This window comes from Humidesulfovibrio sp. (genome assembly GCF_030689645.1).
GTDB lineage: Bacteria > Desulfobacterota > Desulfovibrionia > Desulfovibrionales > Desulfovibrionaceae > Humidesulfovibrio.
Window position 1 is genome coordinate 13,040 of sequence record NZ_JAUYFU010000018.1, and the last position, 20,551, is coordinate 33,590.

General features: G+C 64.4%; 22 protein-coding genes. 18 read left to right on the forward strand and 4 right to left on the reverse strand.

Going from position 1 to position 20,551, the window contains the following annotated elements; genetic code table 11:
* The first annotated feature begins 22 nt into the window (after window positions 1-22).
* From Q8O35_RS02120 to Q8O35_RS02130, 3 genes are all read left to right on the forward strand, one after another.
* Window positions 23-865: an LpxI family protein gene (locus Q8O35_RS02120; protein ID WP_305570076.1), complete on the forward strand. Its 843-nt coding sequence runs from the start codon at window positions 23-25 to the stop codon at window positions 863-865.
* 309 nt (window positions 866-1,174) lie between these two features.
* Window positions 1,175-4,423 carry an AsmA family protein gene (locus tag Q8O35_RS02125; RefSeq protein ID WP_305570078.1) on the forward strand — a complete coding sequence of 1,083 codons (3,249 nt, stop codon included), beginning with the start codon at window positions 1,175-1,177 and terminating at the stop codon, window positions 4,421-4,423.
* A 33-nt stretch (window positions 4,424-4,456) separates the two neighbouring features.
* Window positions 4,457-5,860, forward strand: a complete 1,404-nt coding sequence (locus Q8O35_RS02130) for a YhjD/YihY/BrkB family envelope integrity protein (RefSeq protein ID WP_305570080.1) — start codon at window positions 4,457-4,459, stop codon at window positions 5,858-5,860.
* Between the two features lie 6 nt (window positions 5,861-5,866).
* On the opposite strand, the gene Q8O35_RS02135 is transcribed toward Q8O35_RS02130, so the two are convergent.
* A complete protein-coding gene (locus Q8O35_RS02135; protein WP_305570082.1) occupies window positions 5,867-6,085 on the reverse strand; it encodes a hypothetical protein in 219 nt (72 codons plus the stop codon).
* 98 nt (window positions 6,086-6,183) lie between these two features.
* Here Q8O35_RS02135 and Q8O35_RS02140 point away from each other — a divergent pair, with 98 nt between their 5' ends.
* Window positions 6,184-6,645: a Fur family transcriptional regulator gene (locus Q8O35_RS02140; RefSeq protein ID WP_305570084.1), complete on the forward strand. Its 462-nt coding sequence runs from the start codon at window positions 6,184-6,186 to the stop codon at window positions 6,643-6,645.
* Window positions 6,646-6,661: 16 nt separating this feature from the next.
* Here the strand turns inward: Q8O35_RS02140 and Q8O35_RS02145 are convergent, their stop codons facing one another.
* The 3 genes from Q8O35_RS02145 to nth are packed head-to-tail and all read right to left on the reverse strand — an operon-like array spanning window position 6,662 to window position 9,107.
* Window positions 6,662-7,309, reverse strand: coding sequence for a YdcF family protein (locus Q8O35_RS02145; protein ID WP_305570086.1), 648 nt, complete (start codon window positions 7,307-7,309; stop codon window positions 6,662-6,664).
* A complete protein-coding gene (gene tgt / locus Q8O35_RS02150; protein ID WP_305570088.1) occupies window positions 7,306-8,454 on the reverse strand; it encodes a tRNA guanosine(34) transglycosylase Tgt in 1,149 nt (382 codons plus the stop codon). Before tgt ends, Q8O35_RS02145 begins: the two co-directional genes overlap by 4 nt.
* On the reverse strand, window positions 8,451-9,107 hold the full coding sequence (nth, locus tag Q8O35_RS02155) for an endonuclease III (RefSeq protein ID WP_305570090.1): 657 nt from the start codon (window positions 9,105-9,107) through the stop codon (window positions 8,451-8,453). The genes tgt and nth overlap by 4 nt, the downstream gene beginning before the upstream one ends.
* Before the next feature lie 230 nt (window positions 9,108-9,337).
* Between nth and Q8O35_RS02160 the strand changes: the two genes are divergently transcribed.
* The 14 genes from Q8O35_RS02160 to pal all read left to right on the forward strand — a co-directional run bounded on the left by Q8O35_RS02160 (window position 9,338) and on the right by pal (window position 20,397).
* Complete coding sequence (locus Q8O35_RS02160) at window positions 9,338-9,622, forward strand: hypothetical protein (protein ID WP_305570092.1); 285 nt, start codon at window positions 9,338-9,340, stop codon at window positions 9,620-9,622.
* 7 nt (window positions 9,623-9,629) lie between these two features.
* Window positions 9,630-9,950 carry a divalent-cation tolerance protein CutA gene (cutA, locus tag Q8O35_RS02165; protein WP_305570094.1) on the forward strand — a complete coding sequence of 107 codons (321 nt, stop codon included), beginning with the start codon at window positions 9,630-9,632 and terminating at the stop codon, window positions 9,948-9,950.
* Window positions 9,951-9,999: 49 nt separating this feature from the next.
* A complete protein-coding gene (locus Q8O35_RS02170) occupies window positions 10,000-10,935 on the forward strand; it encodes a carbohydrate kinase family protein (protein ID WP_305570096.1) in 936 nt (311 codons plus the stop codon).
* A 56-nt stretch (window positions 10,936-10,991) separates the two neighbouring features.
* A complete protein-coding gene (locus tag Q8O35_RS02175) occupies window positions 10,992-12,083 on the forward strand; it encodes a phosphotransferase family protein (protein ID WP_305570098.1) in 1,092 nt (363 codons plus the stop codon).
* 2 nt (window positions 12,084-12,085) lie between these two features.
* Window positions 12,086-12,739, forward strand: a complete 654-nt coding sequence (locus Q8O35_RS02180) for an adenylyl-sulfate kinase (RefSeq protein ID WP_305570100.1) — start codon at window positions 12,086-12,088, stop codon at window positions 12,737-12,739.
* The gene (locus Q8O35_RS02185; protein ID WP_305570102.1) at window positions 12,736-13,377 is read left to right on the forward strand and encodes an isoprenylcysteine carboxylmethyltransferase family protein; all 642 of its coding nucleotides are present in this window, start codon (window positions 12,736-12,738) and stop codon (window positions 13,375-13,377) included. The genes Q8O35_RS02180 and Q8O35_RS02185 overlap by 4 nt, the downstream gene beginning before the upstream one ends.
* Window positions 13,378-13,528: 151 nt before the next feature.
* Window positions 13,529-14,962: a tRNA (N6-isopentenyl adenosine(37)-C2)-methylthiotransferase MiaB gene (gene miaB / locus Q8O35_RS02190; RefSeq protein ID WP_305570104.1), complete on the forward strand. Its 1,434-nt coding sequence runs from the start codon at window positions 13,529-13,531 to the stop codon at window positions 14,960-14,962.
* A complete protein-coding gene (locus Q8O35_RS02195) occupies window positions 14,956-15,462 on the forward strand; it encodes a bifunctional nuclease family protein (protein WP_305570106.1) in 507 nt (168 codons plus the stop codon). The genes miaB and Q8O35_RS02195 overlap by 7 nt, the downstream gene beginning before the upstream one ends.
* Before the next feature lie 6 nt (window positions 15,463-15,468).
* The gene (locus Q8O35_RS02200) at window positions 15,469-16,125 is read left to right on the forward strand and encodes a histidinol phosphate phosphatase domain-containing protein (RefSeq protein WP_305570108.1); all 657 of its coding nucleotides are present in this window, start codon (window positions 15,469-15,471) and stop codon (window positions 16,123-16,125) included.
* Window positions 16,126-16,246: 121 nt separating this feature from the next.
* A complete protein-coding gene (locus tag Q8O35_RS02205) occupies window positions 16,247-16,951 on the forward strand; it encodes a MotA/TolQ/ExbB proton channel family protein (RefSeq protein ID WP_305570110.1) in 705 nt (234 codons plus the stop codon).
* Window positions 16,952-16,963: 12 nt separating this feature from the next.
* The gene (tolR, locus tag Q8O35_RS02210) at window positions 16,964-17,434 is read left to right on the forward strand and encodes a protein TolR (protein ID WP_305570112.1); all 471 of its coding nucleotides are present in this window, start codon (window positions 16,964-16,966) and stop codon (window positions 17,432-17,434) included.
* Window positions 17,435-17,497: 63 nt separating this feature from the next.
* The gene (locus Q8O35_RS02215; RefSeq protein ID WP_305570114.1) at window positions 17,498-18,382 is read left to right on the forward strand and encodes a cell envelope integrity protein TolA; all 885 of its coding nucleotides are present in this window, start codon (window positions 17,498-17,500) and stop codon (window positions 18,380-18,382) included.
* A 23-nt stretch (window positions 18,383-18,405) separates the two neighbouring features.
* Window positions 18,406-19,710, forward strand: a complete 1,305-nt coding sequence (locus Q8O35_RS02220) for a protein tolB (protein WP_305570116.1) — start codon at window positions 18,406-18,408, stop codon at window positions 19,708-19,710.
* Window positions 19,711-19,845: 135 nt separating this feature from the next.
* Complete coding sequence (gene pal, locus Q8O35_RS02225; protein ID WP_305570118.1) at window positions 19,846-20,397, forward strand: peptidoglycan-associated lipoprotein Pal; 552 nt, start codon at window positions 19,846-19,848, stop codon at window positions 20,395-20,397.
* The last annotated feature ends 154 nt before the right edge of the window (window positions 20,398-20,551 follow it).

Consider the following 20,551-nt stretch of genomic DNA (forward strand, 5'->3'; position numbering starts at 1 on the left):
GATTCCCGGCCAGGGCTGCACCATGAGCGCGCAGGCCGCCACCTCGAAAGTCATCGGGCTCATCGCCGGGGGCCGCCAGTTTCCTGTGCTGGTGGCCCAGGGCGTGAAGGCTCACGGGCACCGTCTGGTGGTGGCTGGCTTCGCGGGCCACACCAATTCAGAAGTCTATCCCATCGCCGACGTCCACCGCGAGCTGAAGCTCGGCCAACTGGCCAAGCTCCTTGATTTCCTGAAGGAGAACAAGGTCGAGCAGGTGGTCATGGCCGGCACCATCAACAAACCCGGCGTTATGGACATCCGCCACCTGGATTCGCGCGCCGTGAAGCTCTTGTTTTCCCTGCCCGGCAAAGGCGATGACGCCATCCTGCGCGCTGTGTCCGGCCTGCTGGAGTCTGAGGGCATGGAGCTTTTGCCGCCGCAAACCTTCGCCCTGGGGCTCACCACCCCGCCGGGGGTGCTTACCAGGCGTCCGCCGGATGAGCGTGAATGGGCGGATCTGCGTCGTGGAGCCTTCCTTGCCCGCCAGATGGGCGCTCTGGACATCGGCCAGTGCGTCGTGCTGCGCGAAGGCATCGTGGCCGCTGTGGAAGCCCTGGAGGGCACGGATGCGGCAATTCGCAGGGGCTGCGAGTTGGGCGGGCCCGGCTGCGTGGTGGTGAAGGTCATGAAGCCCGGCCAGGAAGAGCGCGTGGACCTGCCGAGCGTTGGCCCTGACACCGTTCGCATGCTGGCCAAGGGGCAGGGCACCTGCCTGGGCGTGGAGGCGGGCAAGAGCCTCTTCTTCGATCTCGAGGCCGCAGTCGCCGCAGCAGACCGCGCGGGCATTGCCATTGTGGGCCTCGCTGGCGGCGACCTGGACGGCTGACCTGACATTTGCCCTGCGGCGACATTTGCTGTTGAAGCCTGCCGGAGCAAATACGTTCTCGCGCCTCCATCCCTCCTCCTCCGTCGGCTCGGACCACAACGGTCTGTCGTGCCCATCAGCTTGACCCAACTGTGCTGTTGTGCGTGCGTTTTGCCTGCGCAATGGCCTTGAAAAGGCGCTGGAGCTTGCCGGACCACCCCAAAGCGGCTATGCCTTGTTTCGAGCCGGAGATTCCAGATTCCCGCGCCCTGGAACGAATATCCAGCAGCCGGGGGAAGCCTCTAATGGGGAGCCTGTAAAGCGAAGCTCATGCGCAAGAAACTGCTCATCATTCTTTTGTGCTGCCTGGGCGGACTGGGCATCGCCGTTGGGTCCGCCGTATGGTGGACCTCGCGCTATTTCCGCACGCCGGAGTTCCGGCTTGAGCTTGGGCAGTTGGTTCAGGAAGCTACAGGGCGCGAGGCCCGGCTGGACGGTGAGATTGTCTTGAGCTTCTTTCCCTGGTTCGGCCTCAAGGCTCAGGGATTCAGCCTGGGCAACGATCCCCGTTTCGGAAGCACGCCGCTGCTCACAGCCCACGAGATCGGCGCGCGTATCAAGGTGCTGCCGCTGCTTCAGCGCCGCCTGGTGTTCGACACGGTGGAGCTGGACAACGCCATCCTGGTGCTGACCATGGACGGCGAGGGCCGCGGCAATTGGGAGGGGCTCTTCGAGCACCTGCGCCAAGTTGAGAACGCAAAGGAGAAGACCGGCTCCTACTTCCGCCGCGTCACCGTTCGGGGGCTGCGTCTGCTGCAAAGTCAGGCCCGCCTGGACGACCATCAGAACAACTACAGCTACATTGCAACCGGCATAGACCTGCGCACCGGACGCATCGAGTCTGGCCGGTCGTTGCCGTTCAACGTGTCGTGCAGCTTCGCCTGGCCCAGGCCTGGGCTTACGGCCCATCTTGAGGGCGCTGGCAAGCTGCACTGGAGCGCGGATGATCCTGCGCCCCTGTTCACCGAGACCACGGTGCAGGCCGAGGTGGGCGGAACCTTCATGCCCAAGAGCGCGCCGCTGGCCGGGATCTCCACCACCATCAGCGTGGAGGGCGGCGGCAAGCATCTCAAGCTCTCGGACGTGCGTTTGCGCATCCTGGGCGCTGATGTCACCGGAGAGGTCACCTTTCTCGACGTCACAGAAATGTTTCGCCTGGAGGCAAAGCTCGATCTGGGCCGGTTCAGCCCGCGCAACGTGCTGAACTCCTACTGGCCCGGAACCGTCGCCCATGACCATGAGGCCGCGCTGCACACGGCCCATGGACTTCTGAACCTCAAGGCCGATGTGAACCAGCTGGTGTTCGAGACTCCTGGCTTCACCCTGGACAAGTCCCACCTCAAGGGCTGGGTGCGCATGGGGTTTGACAACGGCACCGGCCTTGATTTCGACCTTGCGGCCAATACTCTCGACGCAGACGCCCTCATCACCGCATTCACTTCCAATGCAACCAGCCCGCCGCTGATAGTGGCCGATCTGCCCATGGACTACCTGCGCGCCGTGCACGGCGCGGGCCACATCAAGGCCGACAGTCTGAAACTCGCAGGCGTAACCGGCCAGGGCGCGGAGGTCGAGTGGTGGGGCGTCGCTGGAGCGCACAAGGCGCAGCTCAAACCCGTGAAGGCGCAGGGAGGCAGCGTTGCGGGAGATCTTTCTGTCACCTTCGCCGAGGGGCCGAGGGATCCCAGGCTTTTGGCCGGGCCGGGCGCTCCGGTGCTTGGCTGGGGGGGGGCCTTGCGCATGGAGGGCGTGGATTCCCGCCAGGTGAGCTGGGTCAACAGGCCGGGGTTTTCCGTCGCCGGGCGCATGGATTTGCGCGCCAAGGCGGAGGCTCCAAAGGCATTGGCGCAGCCCGCCGCGAAGCTTTCGTTGGTGGTGCGACGGGCCGTGGCCGAGGTGCAGGCCAGCCTGGGCGCCTCCATCATCGAGGTGACGCCGGACAAAGGTCCGGTCAAGGGCCAGGCCGCAGCCCAGCCCAAGTGCTTGAATTTGTCTTCCCTTCAGGCTCAGGCGCGTTTCTCCCCCGCTGCGGCAGGTGACGCAGAATGGGCCTTGCAGATGGACAGCGGTCTCTCTGCCGTGGGCACAAAGCCGCTGCTCAACCTGGATGGCAGGTTGTCCGGTCTGTTGCGCGGCCAGCAGGGCAAGGTTCAGCTCACCGGGGCCGCAGCCAGCGGCAGGCTCCGGGGTTGGTTCTTGCCCAAGCGGGAGAACGAGGCCAGCTTCTCTGGCCGCGGCAGCCTTGATTTCGCCAGCCAGAGCCTGAATCTGACCTCGGCTACGCTGCAGGCGTGCGGCTTGAGCCTTGGCGGCGCCCTCACCGGGGCCAAGGTGCTTGGGGCTGATTGGGCATTGGCCGGGCACATCCGCTGCCAGGAGGGCGACCCCAAACGGGTCATGGCGGCCCTGGACATGGACGTGCCGAAAAGCTCGGACAAGCGCGCCCTGCAACGTATCACCGGAGAGGCGGACCTGACCCTTTCGGCCAAGGGCGGCAGTCTGAACAACTTGAACGCTCAGCTGGACGACATGCCGGTGCGGGGATCATACGCGGTGCAGAACTTCGCTGCCCCGCGCCAGAACCTGAGCCTGACGGGCGGCCACTTCGACCTGGACCGCTACCTGCCTGCGCCGGAGCCCACAAAGCGCGGAGCCCAGCCAGAGCGGCCCACGCCGGAGCCTTTGAATGTGGACGCCCTGCGCGACCTGAACCTGGAGGGCGGCGTGGCCCTGCGCAGCTTCAAGTACCAAGGGCTCATCCTGCGCGATTTTCGCGCCAGCGTTCGCGCCGGGAGCGGCTTGCTTTCGGTGAAGCCCTTTGGCGGAAATTTCTACGGCGGCTCCCTTACCGGGGAATTCTCGGCCCAGGTGAATGGGAACGCCATGCAGACCAGGCTGGCAGTCGCGGCAAAGGATTTCCAGGCCGGACCCTTCATGCAGGGCTGGGCGGGCAAGGAGTTCGTCACCGGGAAGACAGACCTGTTCCTTGATGTGACCGGCTCTGGCGCCACGGATCTGGATGTGATGCGCACCCTGGAGGGGCTGGGCAGTTTCAGGATTGTCGACGGGGCCTATGTGCTGTCCGGCTCGGCGGATGCCCAAAACGCCCAGAGCGGGGTCCAGCAGGCTCGGCGCTCCGGAGCCTCGGCCCAGCAGACCGCCGGGCAGCAGTCCGTGGGTCAGCCGCAGGGTGCGGCAAAGCGGCCGGGTTCGCCCTTCAACCAGGCATCGGCCAAGCTCAAAGTCAGCCAGGGCGTGTTCCGCTCCGACGATTTCCGCATGAGCACCCCGAACATGGTGGTGACAGGCAAGGGCCGCTTCTCCCCGGCGGATGACAGCATCAACGTGAACCTTTCCGCCAGCATGACCGGCATTCCAGACGTGCCCATCAAGGTTTTCGGGCGGCTTAAGGACCCGGAAATGGAGATCCCCGCGGGCACGCTCATCAGCAACACCATCAAGGGGATTCTGGGCATTCCTCTCAAGCCCATAAAGTTCTTCAAGGATCTGCTGTTCTAGCGGCGGATGACAGACGGAGCGCAGGGAGCACACATGGCAGGGCAGGGCAGCAAGGGCGTGAAGGGCGCGGTGGAGCGCCATTTTCGGCACGACATCTGGGCCAAGGATGCCGCAGAGGCCGGGGGCGCGCGCAAGGGCGTCTTTGCCCTGTCGCGGCTCATCTACATGGTGTCCACAGGTTTTTTGGCCGACCATTGCATCATCCGGGCGTCTGCGCTCACCTTCACCACCATTTTGGCCATCGTGCCGCTTCTGGCCGTGGCCTTCTCCATTTCCAAGGGCTTTGGCCTGCAGAACGCCGAGTTTTTCCGCGACTTCCTCATGGGCGTTTCCGCCGGGCGCGCCGAGGTGGTGGACAAAATCCTCCAGTACATCGCCAACACCAACGTCAAGACCTTGGGCTGGATCGGCGTGGCCACGCTGCTGCTCACGGTGTTCACCACGGTGGGCAACGTGGAGCGCGCCTTCAACTCCATCTGGGGCGTGAAGAAAGGTCGCACAAGCTGGCGTAAATTTACGGATTTCTTCTCCGTCATCGTCATCTGCCCGATAATCGTCCTGGTGGCCGCCAGCTTCACCGTGGCTGTGCAGAAGTTCGACCTGGTGCGCGACTTCGTCAGCAACCCCGGTTACGATGGGCTGGAGAAGTTCCTGCTCAAGTTCATCTCTTTGGCGCTTGTGTGGGTTGGCTTCACCTTTGTGTACGCCTTTGTGCCCAACACGCGGGTGCGGCTCAAGTCCGCCATCGTTGGCGGCATGGTGGCGGGCACCCTGTGGCAGACGGCGCAGTGGCTTTACATCCACTGGCAGATCGGCTTCACCAAGTACAACGCCATCTATGGCAGCTTCGCCCAACTGCCCTTGTTTCTGATCTGGCTGTATATCAGCTGGATCATCGTGCTTCTGGGAGCGGAGGTTTCGTATGCCGTGCAGCACCTGCACGCCTTTGTGCGCCGGGGGCTCTCGGCGCGCCTGAGCCCCCTGTCGCGTCAGAAGGTGGCTGTGGCCGCCCTGACCCACATTGCGGCGCGCTATGCCGCCGGCCTTTCCCCGCTGCCGGTGGACGCTTTGGCCCGGGCGCTGCACTTGCCGGAAGACGTGGTGATGGACACCCTGGCGGCCTTGGCCGACGCAGGCATGGCCGTGCCCCTGGGCGACGAGGAGTCGCGCGGGTACGCTCTGGCCATGGCTGCGGAGAACATCCGCATGGCCGAGGTGCTGGAGGTGCTTGCAGTGTGCGGGGATTCCGGGGATTGCGGGGGCATGGTGATCCATCCCGGCGTGGACCCGTTGTTTCAGACTTTCTCCGAGGCCCTGCGGCAGAGCCCGGCCAATGTGACCCTTGCGGAGTTTGCCCAGAGCGAGACGGCTGAAATGCGCACCCAGGCGGCTCGGGCGCGGGAACTGGCGGCCATTCGAGAGCGCACGGCGAACTAAAGCAAATCAGTACGAGAACGGGAACTTGCGTCCGTCCTTCTCGTAGGTCTTGCTTTTATCGAAGTCGAAGTCCAGGAGCTCCATGTCGTGCTGCTTTCTGGGCTTGCGCGCCAGGCGGCAGGCCACCAGGCCCAGCACGAACACGCCTCCTAAAACCCATAGGGAAAGTTCCAGCATGGCCAAACCTTTTGTTGCGTTGCGGCCATTGCGGCCGCGCCGCGTCAATAGACCCCAGGGGTGGGGGTCTGTCAAGACGCGAAACCTCCCGTCCAGGCGTATTCCCGCATTGACAGCAACGCCTGGCATTCCATAAGAAGCACTTTATGCGCCCAAAAAAAGACTCCACAGACCAGCAGACACCTCACCAGGCGTTCACCTCCTATTTGCAGGAGCACCGTCTGAAGATCACCCCGCAACGCAGGTTGATCCTGGATATCTTTCTGCTGGAGCCGGGGCACGTGTCCTCTGAAGAACTCTACGCCAAGGTCAAGCGCCGCGACGGCTCCATCGGTCAGGCCACTGTGTACCGCACGCTGAAGCTCCTGGCGGGGTGCGGGCTGGCAGAGGCCGTGAGCTTCGCCGACGGCATCACGCGCTATGAGCCGCATTTCGGAGTGGATCACCACGACCACCTCATCTGTGAGGCTTGCGGACACACCATCGAGATCATGGACCCGGTCATCGAGAGCAGGCAGGAGGAGCTGGCCGCCAAGTACGGCTTTAGTCTGGCGCGGCACAAGATGGACCTGTATGGCCTGTGCCCCAAGTGCAGACCCGCCAACTAGCTTTGCAGCCGCTCCTTCACTCCGTTTTGACCGCTCCGCTTGCGCGGAACGGTGTTCCCGCAAAGTAATACAGAAATTTCGCGCACTCGATGATGACGTGCCGGGCTGAGGTCTGGTGCGTCCACCACTTGCGCTCAAAGCGCTCGTAGGGCGGGGTGGAGAGAATGATCTCGCGTCCTGGCAGCAGGCGCTGCAGAATCAGCTTGGCCCTGCGGCTGTGGTGGGGCGAGGTGACCACCAGGACGGTCTTGACCTCCGGGCCGAAGAGCTGCGCCAGATGTTCCCCCTCGTCCACGGTGCTGAGCAGATCCTGGCCATACAGGCGCACGGCCTCCGGCGGCACGCCCTTGAGGCTCAGGGCCTGCATGGTGCGGACCTCCTCCGGCTCGCTGGGCATGCCCAGGCTGACCAGGGGCTCCTGGGACTCGTTCATGGGCCGGCAGGTGTAGATCACCGGGGCCAGGCCGCGCAGGTACAAATCCGCGGCATGCACGGCCCGGCGCGGATCGCCGCCCAAAAGCACCAGGGCGTCGGCTGGCTTCAGCTCGTCGTCCACGCGCAGCCACCACCCGGCGGTGAGCAGGGCCCCTGCGCCCAGCAGCAGCGCCAGCAGGCTGAGCGCCCCCCAAGCCTTGAGCAGGAACCCCAGCGTCTTGCGGATCATTTGATGCCGTCCGAGTTGCCCGGCGTGAACACGTCCACGTAGCGCGCTTTGAGCTGCGCGAAACGGCCTTCAGCGATGGCCTCCCGCGCCTGGCGCACCAGGGTGAGGAAAAAAGTGATGTTGTGCAGAGAATTCAGCCGGTAGCTCAGGATCTCCTGGGCCACGTAGAGGTGGCGCAGGTAGGCCTTGCTGAAGGTGCGGCAGGTGTAGCAGGGGCAGTCGGGGTCGAGGGGGCTGTCGTCCTCGCGGTACTCGGCCCTGCGGATGTTCACCTTGCCGCGTGAGGTGTACAGCGTGCCGTTCCTCGCGTTTCTGGTGGGCAGCACGCAGTCGAACATGTCCACCCCGGATTCTATGCCCTCCAGAATATCCAGCGGCGTGCCCACGCCCATGAGGTAGCGCGGGGTTGCGGCAGGCATGAGCGGCGTGATGTGGTGCAGCATGTCGTACATTTCCGTGGTGCTTTCGCCCACTGAGAGCCCGCCGATGGCGAACCCGTCGAAGTCGATCTCTGCCAGCTGCTCCAGGCTGCGCTCCCGAAGATCCTTGAAGAAGCCGCCCTGGATGATGCCGAACAGGAGCTGCCCGTTCTTGTGCCTGGGATGCGCCTCGCGGCAGCGCCTGGCCCAGCGCGTGGTGAGCTCCAGTGACTTGGCGGTGTAGTCGTAGTCCTGTCCGTAGGCCACGCATTCGTCCAGCACCATCATGATGTCCGAGCCGATGTTGTTCTGGATGCTCATGACTTTTTCCGGCGTGAAGAGGTGCTTGCTGCCGTCAAGGTGGGAGCGGAACTCCACGCCCTGCTCGGAGAGCTTGCGGATCTCCTTCAGGCTGAATACCTGGAAGCCGCCGCTGTCCGTCAGAATGGGCTTGTTCCAGTTGGCGAAGCGGTGCAGGCCGCCGCGCCGGGCCAGCAGCTCGTCGCCCGGGCGCAGGTACAGATGGTAGGTGTTGCCCAGAATGATCTGGGACCCGGCGTTCAGCAGGTCGTCCGGGGCCAGGGCCTTGACGCTGCCCTGGGTGCCCACGGGCATGAAGATGGGCGTCTCTATGACGCCGTGGGCCGTGGTCAGGCTGCCGCGGCGCGCCTGGCCATCGGTGGCCGTGATGCTGAACTGGCCGAGGGTCGAGGGATCGTACGTCATTTGAGTCCTTTGCGTGGGCAGAGTGCGTTGAGCGGGCATTCGTCGCACTTCGGCCTGCGAGCGTCGCAGATCTCGCGGCCGAAGAAAACCAGGTAGTGGTTGATGTCCGCCCACTGGGAGCGGTCGAAAAGCGGAATCAGGTCGCGCTCAATGATCTTGGGGTCTAAGCTTTCCGTCAGGCCCAGGCGAAAGGCAAGGCGAGTCACGTGGGTGTCCACGGCGATGCCTTCGTTGATGCCGAAAGCGCTGCCCAGCACGATGTTGGCCGTTTTCCTGGCCACGCCGCCGAGTGTGATGAGTTCGGCCATGGTGCGCGGCACCTCGCCGCCGTACACGGTCATGATGCGCTGCGCCGCAGCCTTCAGGTTCTTGGCCTTGTTGCGGTAGAAGCCCGTTGAGTGCACCACGGCCTCAATGTCCTGCACATCGGCCTGCGCCAGGTCGCCGATGGCGGGCCAACGCTGGAAAAGCACGGGCGTCACCTTGTTCACGCGGGCGTCGGTGCACTGGGCGGCCAGGGCCGTGGCCACCAGCAGTCCCCAAGGGTCCTTGAAGTCCAGCATGGGCGCGGGCGAGGGGTAGCGCGCCGCCAGCAGGGCGAATATGGCCTGGGCGCGTTCCCTCAACTGTGCCGGGGCGGGCTTGGCGGGCATGGCTGGGACTCCTTGCGAAAAGTTCGCGCGCGGGCGCGATTTCCGGCGTGGGTAGCATTCGAAGCGTGGCGAGGCAAGGGCGGGCAGGCGGGGTCTAGTGCGGGCCGTTGCCGGACGTGGGGAAACGCCTTGATTTCGTGTTGCCAGGAGCACTGAAGTGTGGTTCAAACCAGGGATGCGGGATGGTTTTAAACCAGCCCGGCCTACAGTACAACAATGAAGGCAGCGCCATGAAAAAGCTCGTTATTTTTGCCATCGGCTCCTATTCTCTGCTCATGGTTGTGTCCCTGGTGTTTGCCCAGGCCAGCGCGGGCAAGCTGACTGCCCAGGTCTGCTCCGCCTGCCATAGCACGGCGCGCATCTGCGAGAAGCTGGGCAACCGCAAGCCCGAGGTCTGGCTGCAGACGGTTGAGCGCATGAAGAGCAACGGGGCCAAGCTGTCCGCTGCGGATGTGACCACAGTGACCGAGTACCTCGCCACGGCCAAGCCCGGCTCCAAGCCCGTCTGCCAGTAGGCCCCACGTGGCCGCGCACCTGGTCTACGTCACCGCGCCCAGCCTGGCCGAGGCCGAGAGCCTGGCTCGGCTGGCTGTGGAGGGGCGTCTGGCCGCCTGCGCCAACATTCTGCCGGGCATGCGCTCACTCTATTGGTGGCAGGGCGCGCTGGAAAGCGCCGAGGAAGTCGTGCTGTTGCTCAAGACCTCTGAGGCCCTCGTTCCCGCCTTGACCAAGGCCCTGACCGAGGCCCACAGCTACGACTGCCCCTGCGTGGTGGCGCTGCCCATTGTCCAGGGCAACCCGGATTTCCTGCGCTGGATAGAGGCCGAGACAGCGCCCCGCTGAAGACGATCATACACCCGGCGGACTTTGTTTCGCCTCATCTGGAGGATTCATGCAGCTGTATATTTCCGGTTCCCTGGCCCTTGACCGCATCATGAACTTTCCCGGCAAGTTCGCCGACCACATCCTGCCGGACAAGATCCACATCCTGAACGTCTGCTTCCTGGTGGACGGGCTGAACGAATATTTCGGCGGCACGGCGGGCAACATCGCCTACAACCTGTCCATGCTGGGCGAGAAGCCGCTGATCCTGGGCTGCGCAGGCAAGGACTTCGCCCCCTACTCCGAGCGCCTGAAGGGCCTGGGCCTGTCCCTCGACGGCATTCGCGTCGTGGAGAGCCAGTTCACCGCCGGGGCGTACATCACCACCGACGAGACCGACAACCAGATCACCGGCTTCAACCCCGGAGCCATGCGCGAGCCCTGCGGCTACAAGTTTCCGGCCAAGCACGAGGGCAAGGTCATGGGCATCATCTCGCCGGGCAACGTGCAGGACATGGTGGAGCTGCCCGTGTACTTCAAGAAGGCGGGCATCCCCTACATATTTGATCCGGGCCAGCAGATCACGGCCCTGACGGGCGAGCAGATGGCCGGGGCCATAGACGGCTCCTTCGCCCTGTGCACCAACGACTACGAGCTGGAGATGGTCATGAAGGCCACCGGCCTTTCCCGCGCGGAGCTGCTCAAGCGCACCGGCGCGCTGGTCACCACCCTGGGCGACCAGGGCAGCCTCATCGCCCAGGGCGAAACGGAGACCCGCGTGGCCGCCGTGAAGGTCGACAAGGCCCTTGATCCCACGGGCGCAGGCGACGCCTATCGCGCAGGGCTTTTGAAGGGACTGAGCCTGGGCCAGAGCCTGCCCGAGGCCGCGGCCCTGGGCAGCGTGTGCGCGGCCTTCTGCGTGGCGCACAAGGGCACCCAGGAGCACAGCTTCACCATGCAGAGCTTCAACGCCAGCCTGACCGCCCACTTCGGCCGGAGCATCTAGCCCGGTCGACACCGCCCCGCGCCTGCTTCCGGGCGCGGCAACCGGAAGGAGGGTCCATGATCGACCTGAAGCCGGAGAGCGTTTCCGAGTACCTGCGCCGGGCCTTCGGGCCTGGCGCGGTCCTCGCGGACCTGGGGGCCATCGGCACCCTGGACAAGCAGGGCATCAAGCGTTTCGGCTACGGCAAGCCGCTGCTCGTCCGCTTCAGCGTGGACGGCGAACCCCGCGAAGGGGTGCTGTCCGTCATGCGCGGCGACAAATACGGCCACCAGTTCTACTGGGATCGCGCCGCCATCCTCATGTTCCAGTTCGAGACCTCGGCCCGCCTGCCGCGCCACGTGCGGCCCATGGGCTTGGGCTATGTGGACGATCAGAACCGCCTCATCCCCGTGGTCGAGCCCCGCGAATTCTTCATCATGAACGAGAAACTTGAGGGCTACGACTACTTCCTTGATCTGGAGCGCGTGCGCGAGGGCGACTACCGCCCTGGCGACCTTGAGCTGGCGCGCGGCCTTGCGCGCTGGCTGGCCGAAATCCACGCCGGGAAAAAGGCCGACCCGGACCTCTATTACCGCCACGTGCGCAACCTGCTGGGCGCCAGCGAGTGCATCATGGGCCTTGTGGACGAGGCCTTTCCTCACCCCTGCGAGTTCTTGGCCGACGAAGACTTCATCCGGCTGGAGAAGCGCCTTATCGATTGGCGCTGGAGGCTGCGCGGGTATGCCCACCGCTTGAGCGTGGTGCATGGCGACGTGCACCCCTGGAACATCCTGGTGGACGGCCAGGGCGGCTTCTCCGTGCTGGACCGCAGCCGGGGCGAGTGGGGCGAGCCCGCTGGCGACCTGGCCTCCCTGGCCGCCAACTATCTGCTCTTCGGCCTGCTTGCGAACCCGGATGAGGCGCGGCTTTCCGGCCCCTTTGCCGAGCTGTGGACCGCGCTCTTCGAGGAATATCTGGCGGGCACCGGCGATGCCGGAATTCTTGAGGCCATGGCCCCGTTCTTCGTATTCCGGGGTCTGGTCATCGTCTCGCCGGAGTGGTACCCTAACCATCCCGCCCCGGTGCGGCGCGCCCTGGTCCGCTTCCTCACCAGCGTGCTGGAGGACGACTCCTTCGACTGGCGCAACGTCAACAAATATCTGGAGTAGCCATGGCCCAAACACAGATGCCGCCGCCGTCCGCACACGCGGGCTGGGCCCTGTGGTTCACGGGCCTGCCCGGCTGCGGCAAGAGCACCATCGCCCGCGCCGTGCATGGGGAGCTTGCGCGCCGGGGGGTCGACGCCTCGCTCCTGCTCATGGATGAGCGGCGAAAGGCCTATTTCCCGCACCCGGCCTACAGCGCGGAAGAACGCGCCCAGGCCTACACGCTTTTCGCCCGCGAGGCTGCGGATCTCGTCGCCGCAGGGCGCGGGGTGATTTTGGACGCCACGGCGCACCGGCTGGTCATGCGCCAGGAGGCGCGGAGCGTCATTCCCCGCTTTGCCGAGGTGCTGGTGCGCTGCCCGCTGCCTGAGGCCATGCGCCGCGAGGCCGTGCGCTCCAGCCAGTCCGCCATGGGTGGGCACCACCGGGGTTACGTCATGCCCGGCATGTATCAGAAGGCCATCATGCGCAAGCGCACCGGCGTGGCCGTGCCCGGCCTGGGCCAGGTGGTTGGCGTGGATGTGCAGTATGAGGAGAACCCGGAGGCCGAGTGCGTGCTCGACGCCATGCGCCCTGTGGAGGAGAACGCCCGGGCAGTGTTGCAGTTTCTTGATGCCTGGCTGCCTGGCCTGCCTCCGGAGCCTAAGGACGCGGCATGATGAGCCTCCCGCCCGAGGCCGTGTCCGATGCCTCCTACGCCTTTGGGCTGTGGACCGGCTGGGGCATTCTGCACAGCATCTTGGCCTCGCGCCGGGTGAAGGCCGCCTGCGAGCTGGTGCTCGGCCCGCGCTACGCCTTGTATCCCTTCGGCTATGCGGTCATCAGCCTGTGGACCTTCTGGCTGGTGCTGGCCAAGGAGCCGAATTTGCCCCAGGTGCTTTGGGCCTTGGAAGGCCTGCCGAAGTATCTTCTGTACGCAGCGCAGGGGCTTGGCCTCGGGCTGCTGGCCTGGGCCGCAATCACCGTGGCGGGTCTGAAAATGCTGGGCCTGCCGCAACTGGCCGACATGCTGCGGGGCCGCGTGCCCGACGAGGCGGACATCCGGCGCGACTTTCGGGCCAACGGCCCCTACGCCCTGGTGCGCCATCCCATGCACGCGGGCGGCATCCTCTTTCTTGCCTGCGCGCCGGTGCAGACCCTTGGGGGCCTTGTGTTCGCCGCGTTCGGCTGCGCGTACATGGTCATCGGCTCGCTTCTGGAGGAGCGCAGGCTGGCGCATGATCTTGGTCCGGTGTGGGACGACTACGCCCGGCGCGTGCCAATGTTTGCGCCATTTTTGGGCCACCGCCCAAGGTGAAGCCAGCCCTCATGATGCCCGGCTCTTTGTCGCGCCGCCTGGAGCCATCCTGAGCGTCGGCCTCTGTTATTATCAGGACATTGACCTGGGCCGAGAAGGGGTCTATGCCCGCTTCCGCACGGCCTGCACGAAACGATTTTTGGAGCCCCTTTTGGACAAGACTTTTCACATCATCACCTTCGGCTGCCAGATGAACGTGGGCGACTCGGACTGGCTTGCCCGCGCCTTGACCGCCCGCGGTTGGCGGCAAGCGCCCGAAGAAGGCGCCTCGCTTTTTGTGGTCAACACCTGCAGCGTGCGCGACAAGCCCGAGCAGAAGGTCTACAGCGAGCTGGGGCGGCTGGCCGTCCACCTGCGCGCAAGACCCGGCATCATCGCTGCCGTGGGCGGTTGCGTGGCCCAGCAGATCGGCCGCGGCTTCTTTGACCGCTTTCCTTTTGTCCGCCTGGTGTTCGGGTCAGACGGCATCGCAGGCGCGCCTGACGCTCTGGACCGGCTGGCCGAAGATCCGACAGAGCGCATCGCCCTGCTGGATTTTCTTTCCGCCTACCCGGAGCGCGAGGACGTGCTCAAGCCCTTGGCCCATGCCCCGCTTCCCGCCTTCGACGCGGACGCGGGCGAACCGGACGCGGGACCGGCGCAAGCTTTCGTGAACATCATGCAGGGTTGTGACAATTTCTGCGCCTACTGCATCGTGCCTTACACCCGGGGCCGCCAGAAATCGCGCCAGCCCGATGCCGTGCTGTCCGAGTGCCGCCAGCGGGTGGAGCAGGGCGCGCGGGAAATCACCCTGCTGGGCCAGAACGTCAACAGCTACGGCCTTGACCCCTCGCAAAAAGGGGGTGGCGCGGGCGTCGGCTTCGCGGATTTGCTGCGGCAGGTGGCGGCCATTCCCGGCCTGTTGCGCCTGCGTTTCACCACCTCGCACCCCAAGGACATCGATCCACAGGTCATTCGCGCCTTCGGTGAGCTGCCGAACCTGTGCCCGGCCCTGCACCTGCCGCTCCAGGCGGGCAGCGATGCGGTCCTTAAGCGCATGGGCCGCAAGTACGACCGCGAGAAGTATCTCGGCATAGTGGCGGACCTGCGCGCCGCGCGGCCAGACCTGTCCCTGACCACGGACCTCATCGTGGGCTTTCCCGGCGAGACCGAGGCGGATTTTCTTGAGACCTTGGACATGATGGAGCGCGTGCGCTTCGAGTCCAGCTTCTCGTTCCGATACTCCGACCGGCCTGGTGTTGCGGCCACGCGCATGACGCCAAAAATAGACGAGGCCGAAGCCCAGGCGCGCCTGTTGCGCTTGCAGTCTTTACAAAATGGCATTACTAAAGAAACTCTAAAAAGCCTGGAAGGCCGGGAAGCCGTTGTGCTGCTTGAGGCGAGGAGCCGCAAGCAGGATGAGGGGCTGACCTTCTGGCGCGGCCGCGACGAGGCCGGCCGGGTGGTGAACCTGCGGCTTGATAAGCCGGGCAGCGGCGAAAGTGGCGTCGCCGGGCGTGAGTTGGCGGGCCTCATGGTGCGCGCGCGCATTTTGGAGGCCAAGAACCACTCCCTGGTGGGAGAAAAGGTGGGCCAGCCTTGGTAGAAATGAAGATTTTCGGTCTCGCAGTGGACGAGAAGGCCCAGTCGCCGGTGCTTATCCTCAAGGACGAGTCCCGCGATCTGGCCTTGCCCATTTGGGTTGGGCCTGTAGAGGCCATGGCCATTTCCCTGGCCATAAACGCCGTGGAGACGCCCCGGCCCATGACGCACGACCTCATCGGCAGCGTGGTGGCGGCTCTTTCCGGCAGCCTCACGGCTGTGGAGGTTGTGTCCCTGCGCGAGGGCACCTTCTACGCTGAGTTGGTCTTGCGCACGCAGGCGGATGGCAAGGAGGAGACCCTCCGGGTGGATTGCCGCCCCTCCGACGCCATCGCCCTGGCTGCGCGGCTTAATGTGCCGATCCTTGTGGCCGAGAGCGTTCTGGCCGAGGCTGGCACGCGCACCCTGGAGAGCGCCAAGGCTGAGTTTTCCGGGTCTGATCGCGACAAGTGGACGGACGAGCTGGAGAATTTTTCCCCAGACGAGCTCAAGTACAAAATGTGAGGGCTCATGATCGACCTGCACACCCATACGACCTTCAGTGACGGCGAACTGATCCCTGCGGAGCTCATCCGCCGCGCCAAGGTGGCAGGGTACCGCGCCATCGCCATCACCGACCACGCCGACGCCAGCAACATCTCCTTTATTGTAAGCAACGTGCGCCGCCTCACGGATTCCTACGCGCACTATTTCGACATGGAGGTGCTGGCCGGGGTGGAGTTGACCCACGTGCCGCCCGCCCTCATGGCCGACTTCGTCAAGATGGCGCGCGACGCCGGGGCGCAGATCGTGGTGTGCCACGGCGAAACCGTGGTGGAGCCGGTGGCCCAGGGAACCAACCTTGCGGCCATTGAGGCCCGCGTCGATGTGCTGGCCCATCCGGGGCTCATCACCGAGGTGGAGGTGAAGCTCGCCGCCGAATACGGCGTGGCCCTCGAAATCACCACCCGGCGCGGCCACAGCTATTGCAATGGCCATGTGGCGACTCTGGCGAAGCGTTGCGGCGCCAAGCTCGTCATCGACAACGACGCCCACGCCCCCGGCGACCTGATCTCCCGTGATCTGCGTCAGAAGGTGGGCCTTGGGGCGGGACTTACTTCCGAGGACATCGCCCAGGCCGCGAACAACGCCTGGGCCATTGTGGAGCGCTGCCGAGGCAGACGCTAGTCATCGCACCCAAGCCCTGGCCACCTGCGGCCAGGCGGCACTGCGCAGGCCAGCCCGAAGGGGCGGCGGCGCACAGTTGGCGGCTTTATTCTCGCCGCCTTGTTTTAGGAGGACAACGCGCATGATTCCTGACAGCGGGTTTTGGGGCTTGATGCTGGGGGCCACCCTGGGCGTGCAGGTCGTTCTGGTGTTCTTGGCCGGCATGTCCTTGTGGAGCTGGACCATCATTTTCCACAAGATTTTCTTGTACAACCGCATCAAGGGCCAGGTAGGTCGAGGCTATGCGTTGTTCAACGACGCCGCCGACCTCTCCGAGGGCCTTTCGGCCATCAGCCGGGAAGAGGGCTCGCCCCTGTCCAGGGTGGGACTGCTGGCCGTGGGCGAGTTTCGGAAGCTGGAAAAGGCCGACATTGAGCGCGACCGCAAGCGCATGCTTGTGAAGGACACCCTTCGGCGCGTGCTGCGCCAGGGCGTTAGCGAGGAGATGAAGCACCTGTCGAGTTCGCTCTCCTTCCTGGCCACCTGCGCCAACGCAGCCCCGTTCATCGGCCTGTTCGGCACGGTGTGGGGCATCATGCACGCCTTCCACTCCATCGGACAATCGCAGAGCGCGGCCTTGGCCGTCGTGGCCCCCGGCATATCCGAGGCGCTGGTCACCACAGCCATCGGCCTGGTGGTCGCCATCCCGGCCACCATCGCCTACAACTACCTGCTGTCCATGCTGGGCGATGTGGAGACCGAGATGGTCAACTTCGCCGGAGCGTTCCTGAACCGTGTTGAGCGCGAGGTCTCCTGGGCCTCCGGCGCCGGCTCCCGGAACCAGTAGGAGGGGCGAGGCATGGGCATGTCCTTGCAGAGAGGGGGCCGAGGCTACATGGCCGAGATCAACGTGACACCCTTTGTGGACGTCATGTTGGTGCTGCTCATTATTTTCATGGTCACCGCGCCAATGCTGACGCAGGGCGTGGATGTGGACCTGCCGAAGACCCGCAGCGTGCGCACCCTGCCGGCTGGCACCGACCATCTGGTGCTCTCGGTGCAGAAGGACGGCGGCATCTTCCTCGACGAGTACAGCGTGCCCTTCGACGACTTGCAGCAGCACCTTCAGAATCTGGTGGTGTCGCAGAAGAAGCAGCTGTACCTCCGCGCCGACAAGGAAGTGCCCTACGGCATTGTGGTCAAGGTCATGGGAGAGATCAAGAGCGTGGGCATTGAGAAGCTGGGAATCGTCGCCGAGTCGAGCGAATCCAAGGTTCCTGGCGGCCAGGCTGGCGAGTCTGATCCGGCAAAGACCAAGAAGCCCAACTAGGCTCCGGGGTTCAAGGGGTTTTTCGTGCAGGATTCACGGCGGACGACGGGATTTTTCCTCTCATTGGCATTGCACGCGCTGCTTGTGGGCATGGCGATGCTGAACCTGAGCGCTGCCCTCAAGGTGGACATGGACAAGCCCATGTACACAGTCGATCTCGTTTCGCTGAATCCTTCCGAAGATCCTGCGGCGGGCGAGACCGGCGAGGCAGCCGGAGCGCCCCCGGCGCAGGCCGAGGGCCAGACTGAGGAGCAGCAGGCCGCCGCTGCGCCCATTCCGCCCCCGCCAGCCAAGGCCGAGAAGGCCAAGCCCGAGCCCAAGGTGAAGGACGACGCCAAGGCCATCAGTGAGAAGAAGGTTGAGGAGAAGAAGAAGCCCGAGGAGAAGAAGGAAGAAAAGAAGGAAGAAAAGACCCCGCCCAAGCCCGAAGAGAAGAAGCTCACCCGCGAGGAACTGCTGAAGCAGGCCTTACAGGACGTGAAGCAGGATGTCTCCTCCAAGGCCAAGGACGCCAAGCACAAGACTCCGGAAGCAAAGCCGGACCCTGTGGCGGGTGAGCTTGCCGCGCTGCGCAAGTCGACTGGTGGAAATATTTTCACCGCAGGGGGCACCGGCCCCGGCGGAGCCGGAGGCGGCAAGGGCACCGGCGCCGGCGGCACCGGTTCCGGGCTCATGAGCGTGTACGGCGACATAGTGAAGCAGATCATCAAGAAGAACTGGCGCTACCCGGCCTTTGGCACGGAGAATAACGTGGCCGTCACCCTGGAGATACACATCGATCCCCAGGGCAAGATTTTGAGCTCCAAGGTGATCACGCCTTCCGGCAAGCCTGATTTCGACGATTCGACCATGCGCGCCGTGGCGGAGACGCAGACTCTGCCGCCGCCGCGTGTCAAAACCCTGGATACGCTGCGCATCACCTTCAACCTGCAGGAACTGCGGAAGTAATTCCTCAAGGGCCTGAACAAAAAATGAAACTCAAGACCTGGATTCTGACCTGCCTGCTGGTTCTTCTCTTCGCCCAGAGCTCCAAAGCCGGGGAAGTTCTGTCCGTGGATATCTTCGGCCCCGGGCAGAGCAAGGTGAACATCCTTGTGCTGCCAGCGCGTGGCCCCGGGGGGCCCGGCAGCAGCGCCCTGGCCAAAAGCTTCAGCGAGAACGTGCAGAGCGACATCAGCTACCTGCCGTTTCTGCGCTTGGCCTACATGAACGAGATTCTGGGCGGCGATCCGAGCAAGGGGCTGAAGGCCGACGACATCGACTTCAAGCCTTTGCAGCTTGGCCGCATCGACCTGGTGATGACCGTGGGCGGTCAGGGCCAGGAGATTGAGGCCCGCGTGTACGAGACCTACACGCGCAAGCTGTTGCTGGGCAAGTCGTACAGCCAGGTGGACGAGTCCGGCGTGCCTCTGGTGGCCGACCGTTTCGCGGCCCAGCTCATGCGCGTGCTCACCGGAAAGAGCGGCTTCTTCGACTCCACTCTGGCCTTCTCCAAGCGCGTTAATGGCGGCAAGGAGCTGTTCACGGGCTCTGCGCTGGGCAGGGGCATCACTCAGATCACCAACGACGGCGGTTTCAACGTCAGCCCCTCCTGGTCCAAGGATGGCCGCTATGTGGCCTACACCAACATTTCCGACAAGGGCCACCGCCTGGGCATCTGGGATCGCGGCAAGCGCATCTCGCGGCTGCGCAAGTTCGGCGGCAACGTGGCCATCAGCCCCACCTTCACCCCGGACGGCAGCATCGCCATCTCCCTGTCCATCAACGGCCACCCGGACATCTACCTGCTGGACGCCGACATGAACCCCGGCAAGCCCCTGGCCCCCAGCTGGGCCATCAGCGTCTCGCCCAGTTTCGACCTTTCGGGCCGCAAGATGGTGTTCTGCTCCGGCCGACTTGGCGGGCCGCAGATTTTTCTGCTGAACCGCGATTCCGGCGTGGTGGACCGCATCACCTACGAAGGCAATTACAACACGCGGCCTTCCCTGAGCCCGGACGGACGCTTCGTGGTTTTCGCCCGGCTGACCGGCGACGGCCACCGCATCTTCCTGCGGGACCTTGTGGCCAACCAGGAGCGGCAGATCTCCTTTGGGCCGGGCAACGACGAGGATCCGAGCTTCGATCCCGACGGTTACTTCGTGTCTTTCGCGTCGTCGAGAAACGGCGGCACCAAGATTTTCGTCACCACGCGCTACGGCGACCCGGCCAAGCAGATTCCCACCGGCGCGGGCGACGCCATGGCTCCGGCCTGGGGCGTGGCTCCGGCCTTGAATTAATGGTCAAAAGGCTCTTGCATTTCAATCCAAACAGGCGGAAGATACGCCCCTGGACAAACTGGACGTTTTCTGTTGAATTCTACTGGTAGCATCAAACAACTCGCGCACGCGCGCAATGGAATTGAAGGAGGAACGATGAACGCCAAACGTCTTTTCGGAAGCATTCTGTTGATGTGCATGCTGGTGGCCCTTGGCGCCGGCTGCGCCAAGAAGACCACGGACTCCATGCCTGCCTCGGCCACCAAGGTCGAGATCTCGGACAAGGACACTGACTGGCAGAGCAAGCCCGCCCCTGTCACGCGCAGCCTCTCCGAGGATGAAATGCGCGCCGCTCAGCGTGAGCAGGCCCAGCGTGACCTTGGCAACATGATTTTCTTCGCCTTTGACTCCTTCGAGCTGACCCCGGAAAGCCGCGACGTGCTGAGCGCCAAGGCCGACGCCATGAAGAAGTACTCCCTGTTCAACATCGTCATCGAAGGCCATTGCGACGAGCGTGGCACCAGCGAGTACAACCTCGCCCTGGGCGAGCGCCGCGCCAAGGCTTCCCAGCAGTTCTTGAACCAGCTGGGCATCCCGGACAGCCGCATGACCATCGTCAGCTATGGCAAGGAGCGCCCGCTTGATCCGGGCAAGAGCGAGGCCGCCTTCTCCAAGAACCGCCGCGACGAGTTCAAGCTCCAGAACTAGACCTCGCTGCTAAAGCGTTTGCAAACCGCCGTTGCCTTCGGGCAGCGGCGGTTTTTTGCGTCTGGTGCGCAAATGGTGTGGCGCAGGCGAGGGGCGAGGCTTTGATAGTCGTTTTGGCGGGTGGCATGCGCAATGGCCAGCCTGCGTCTGGCAG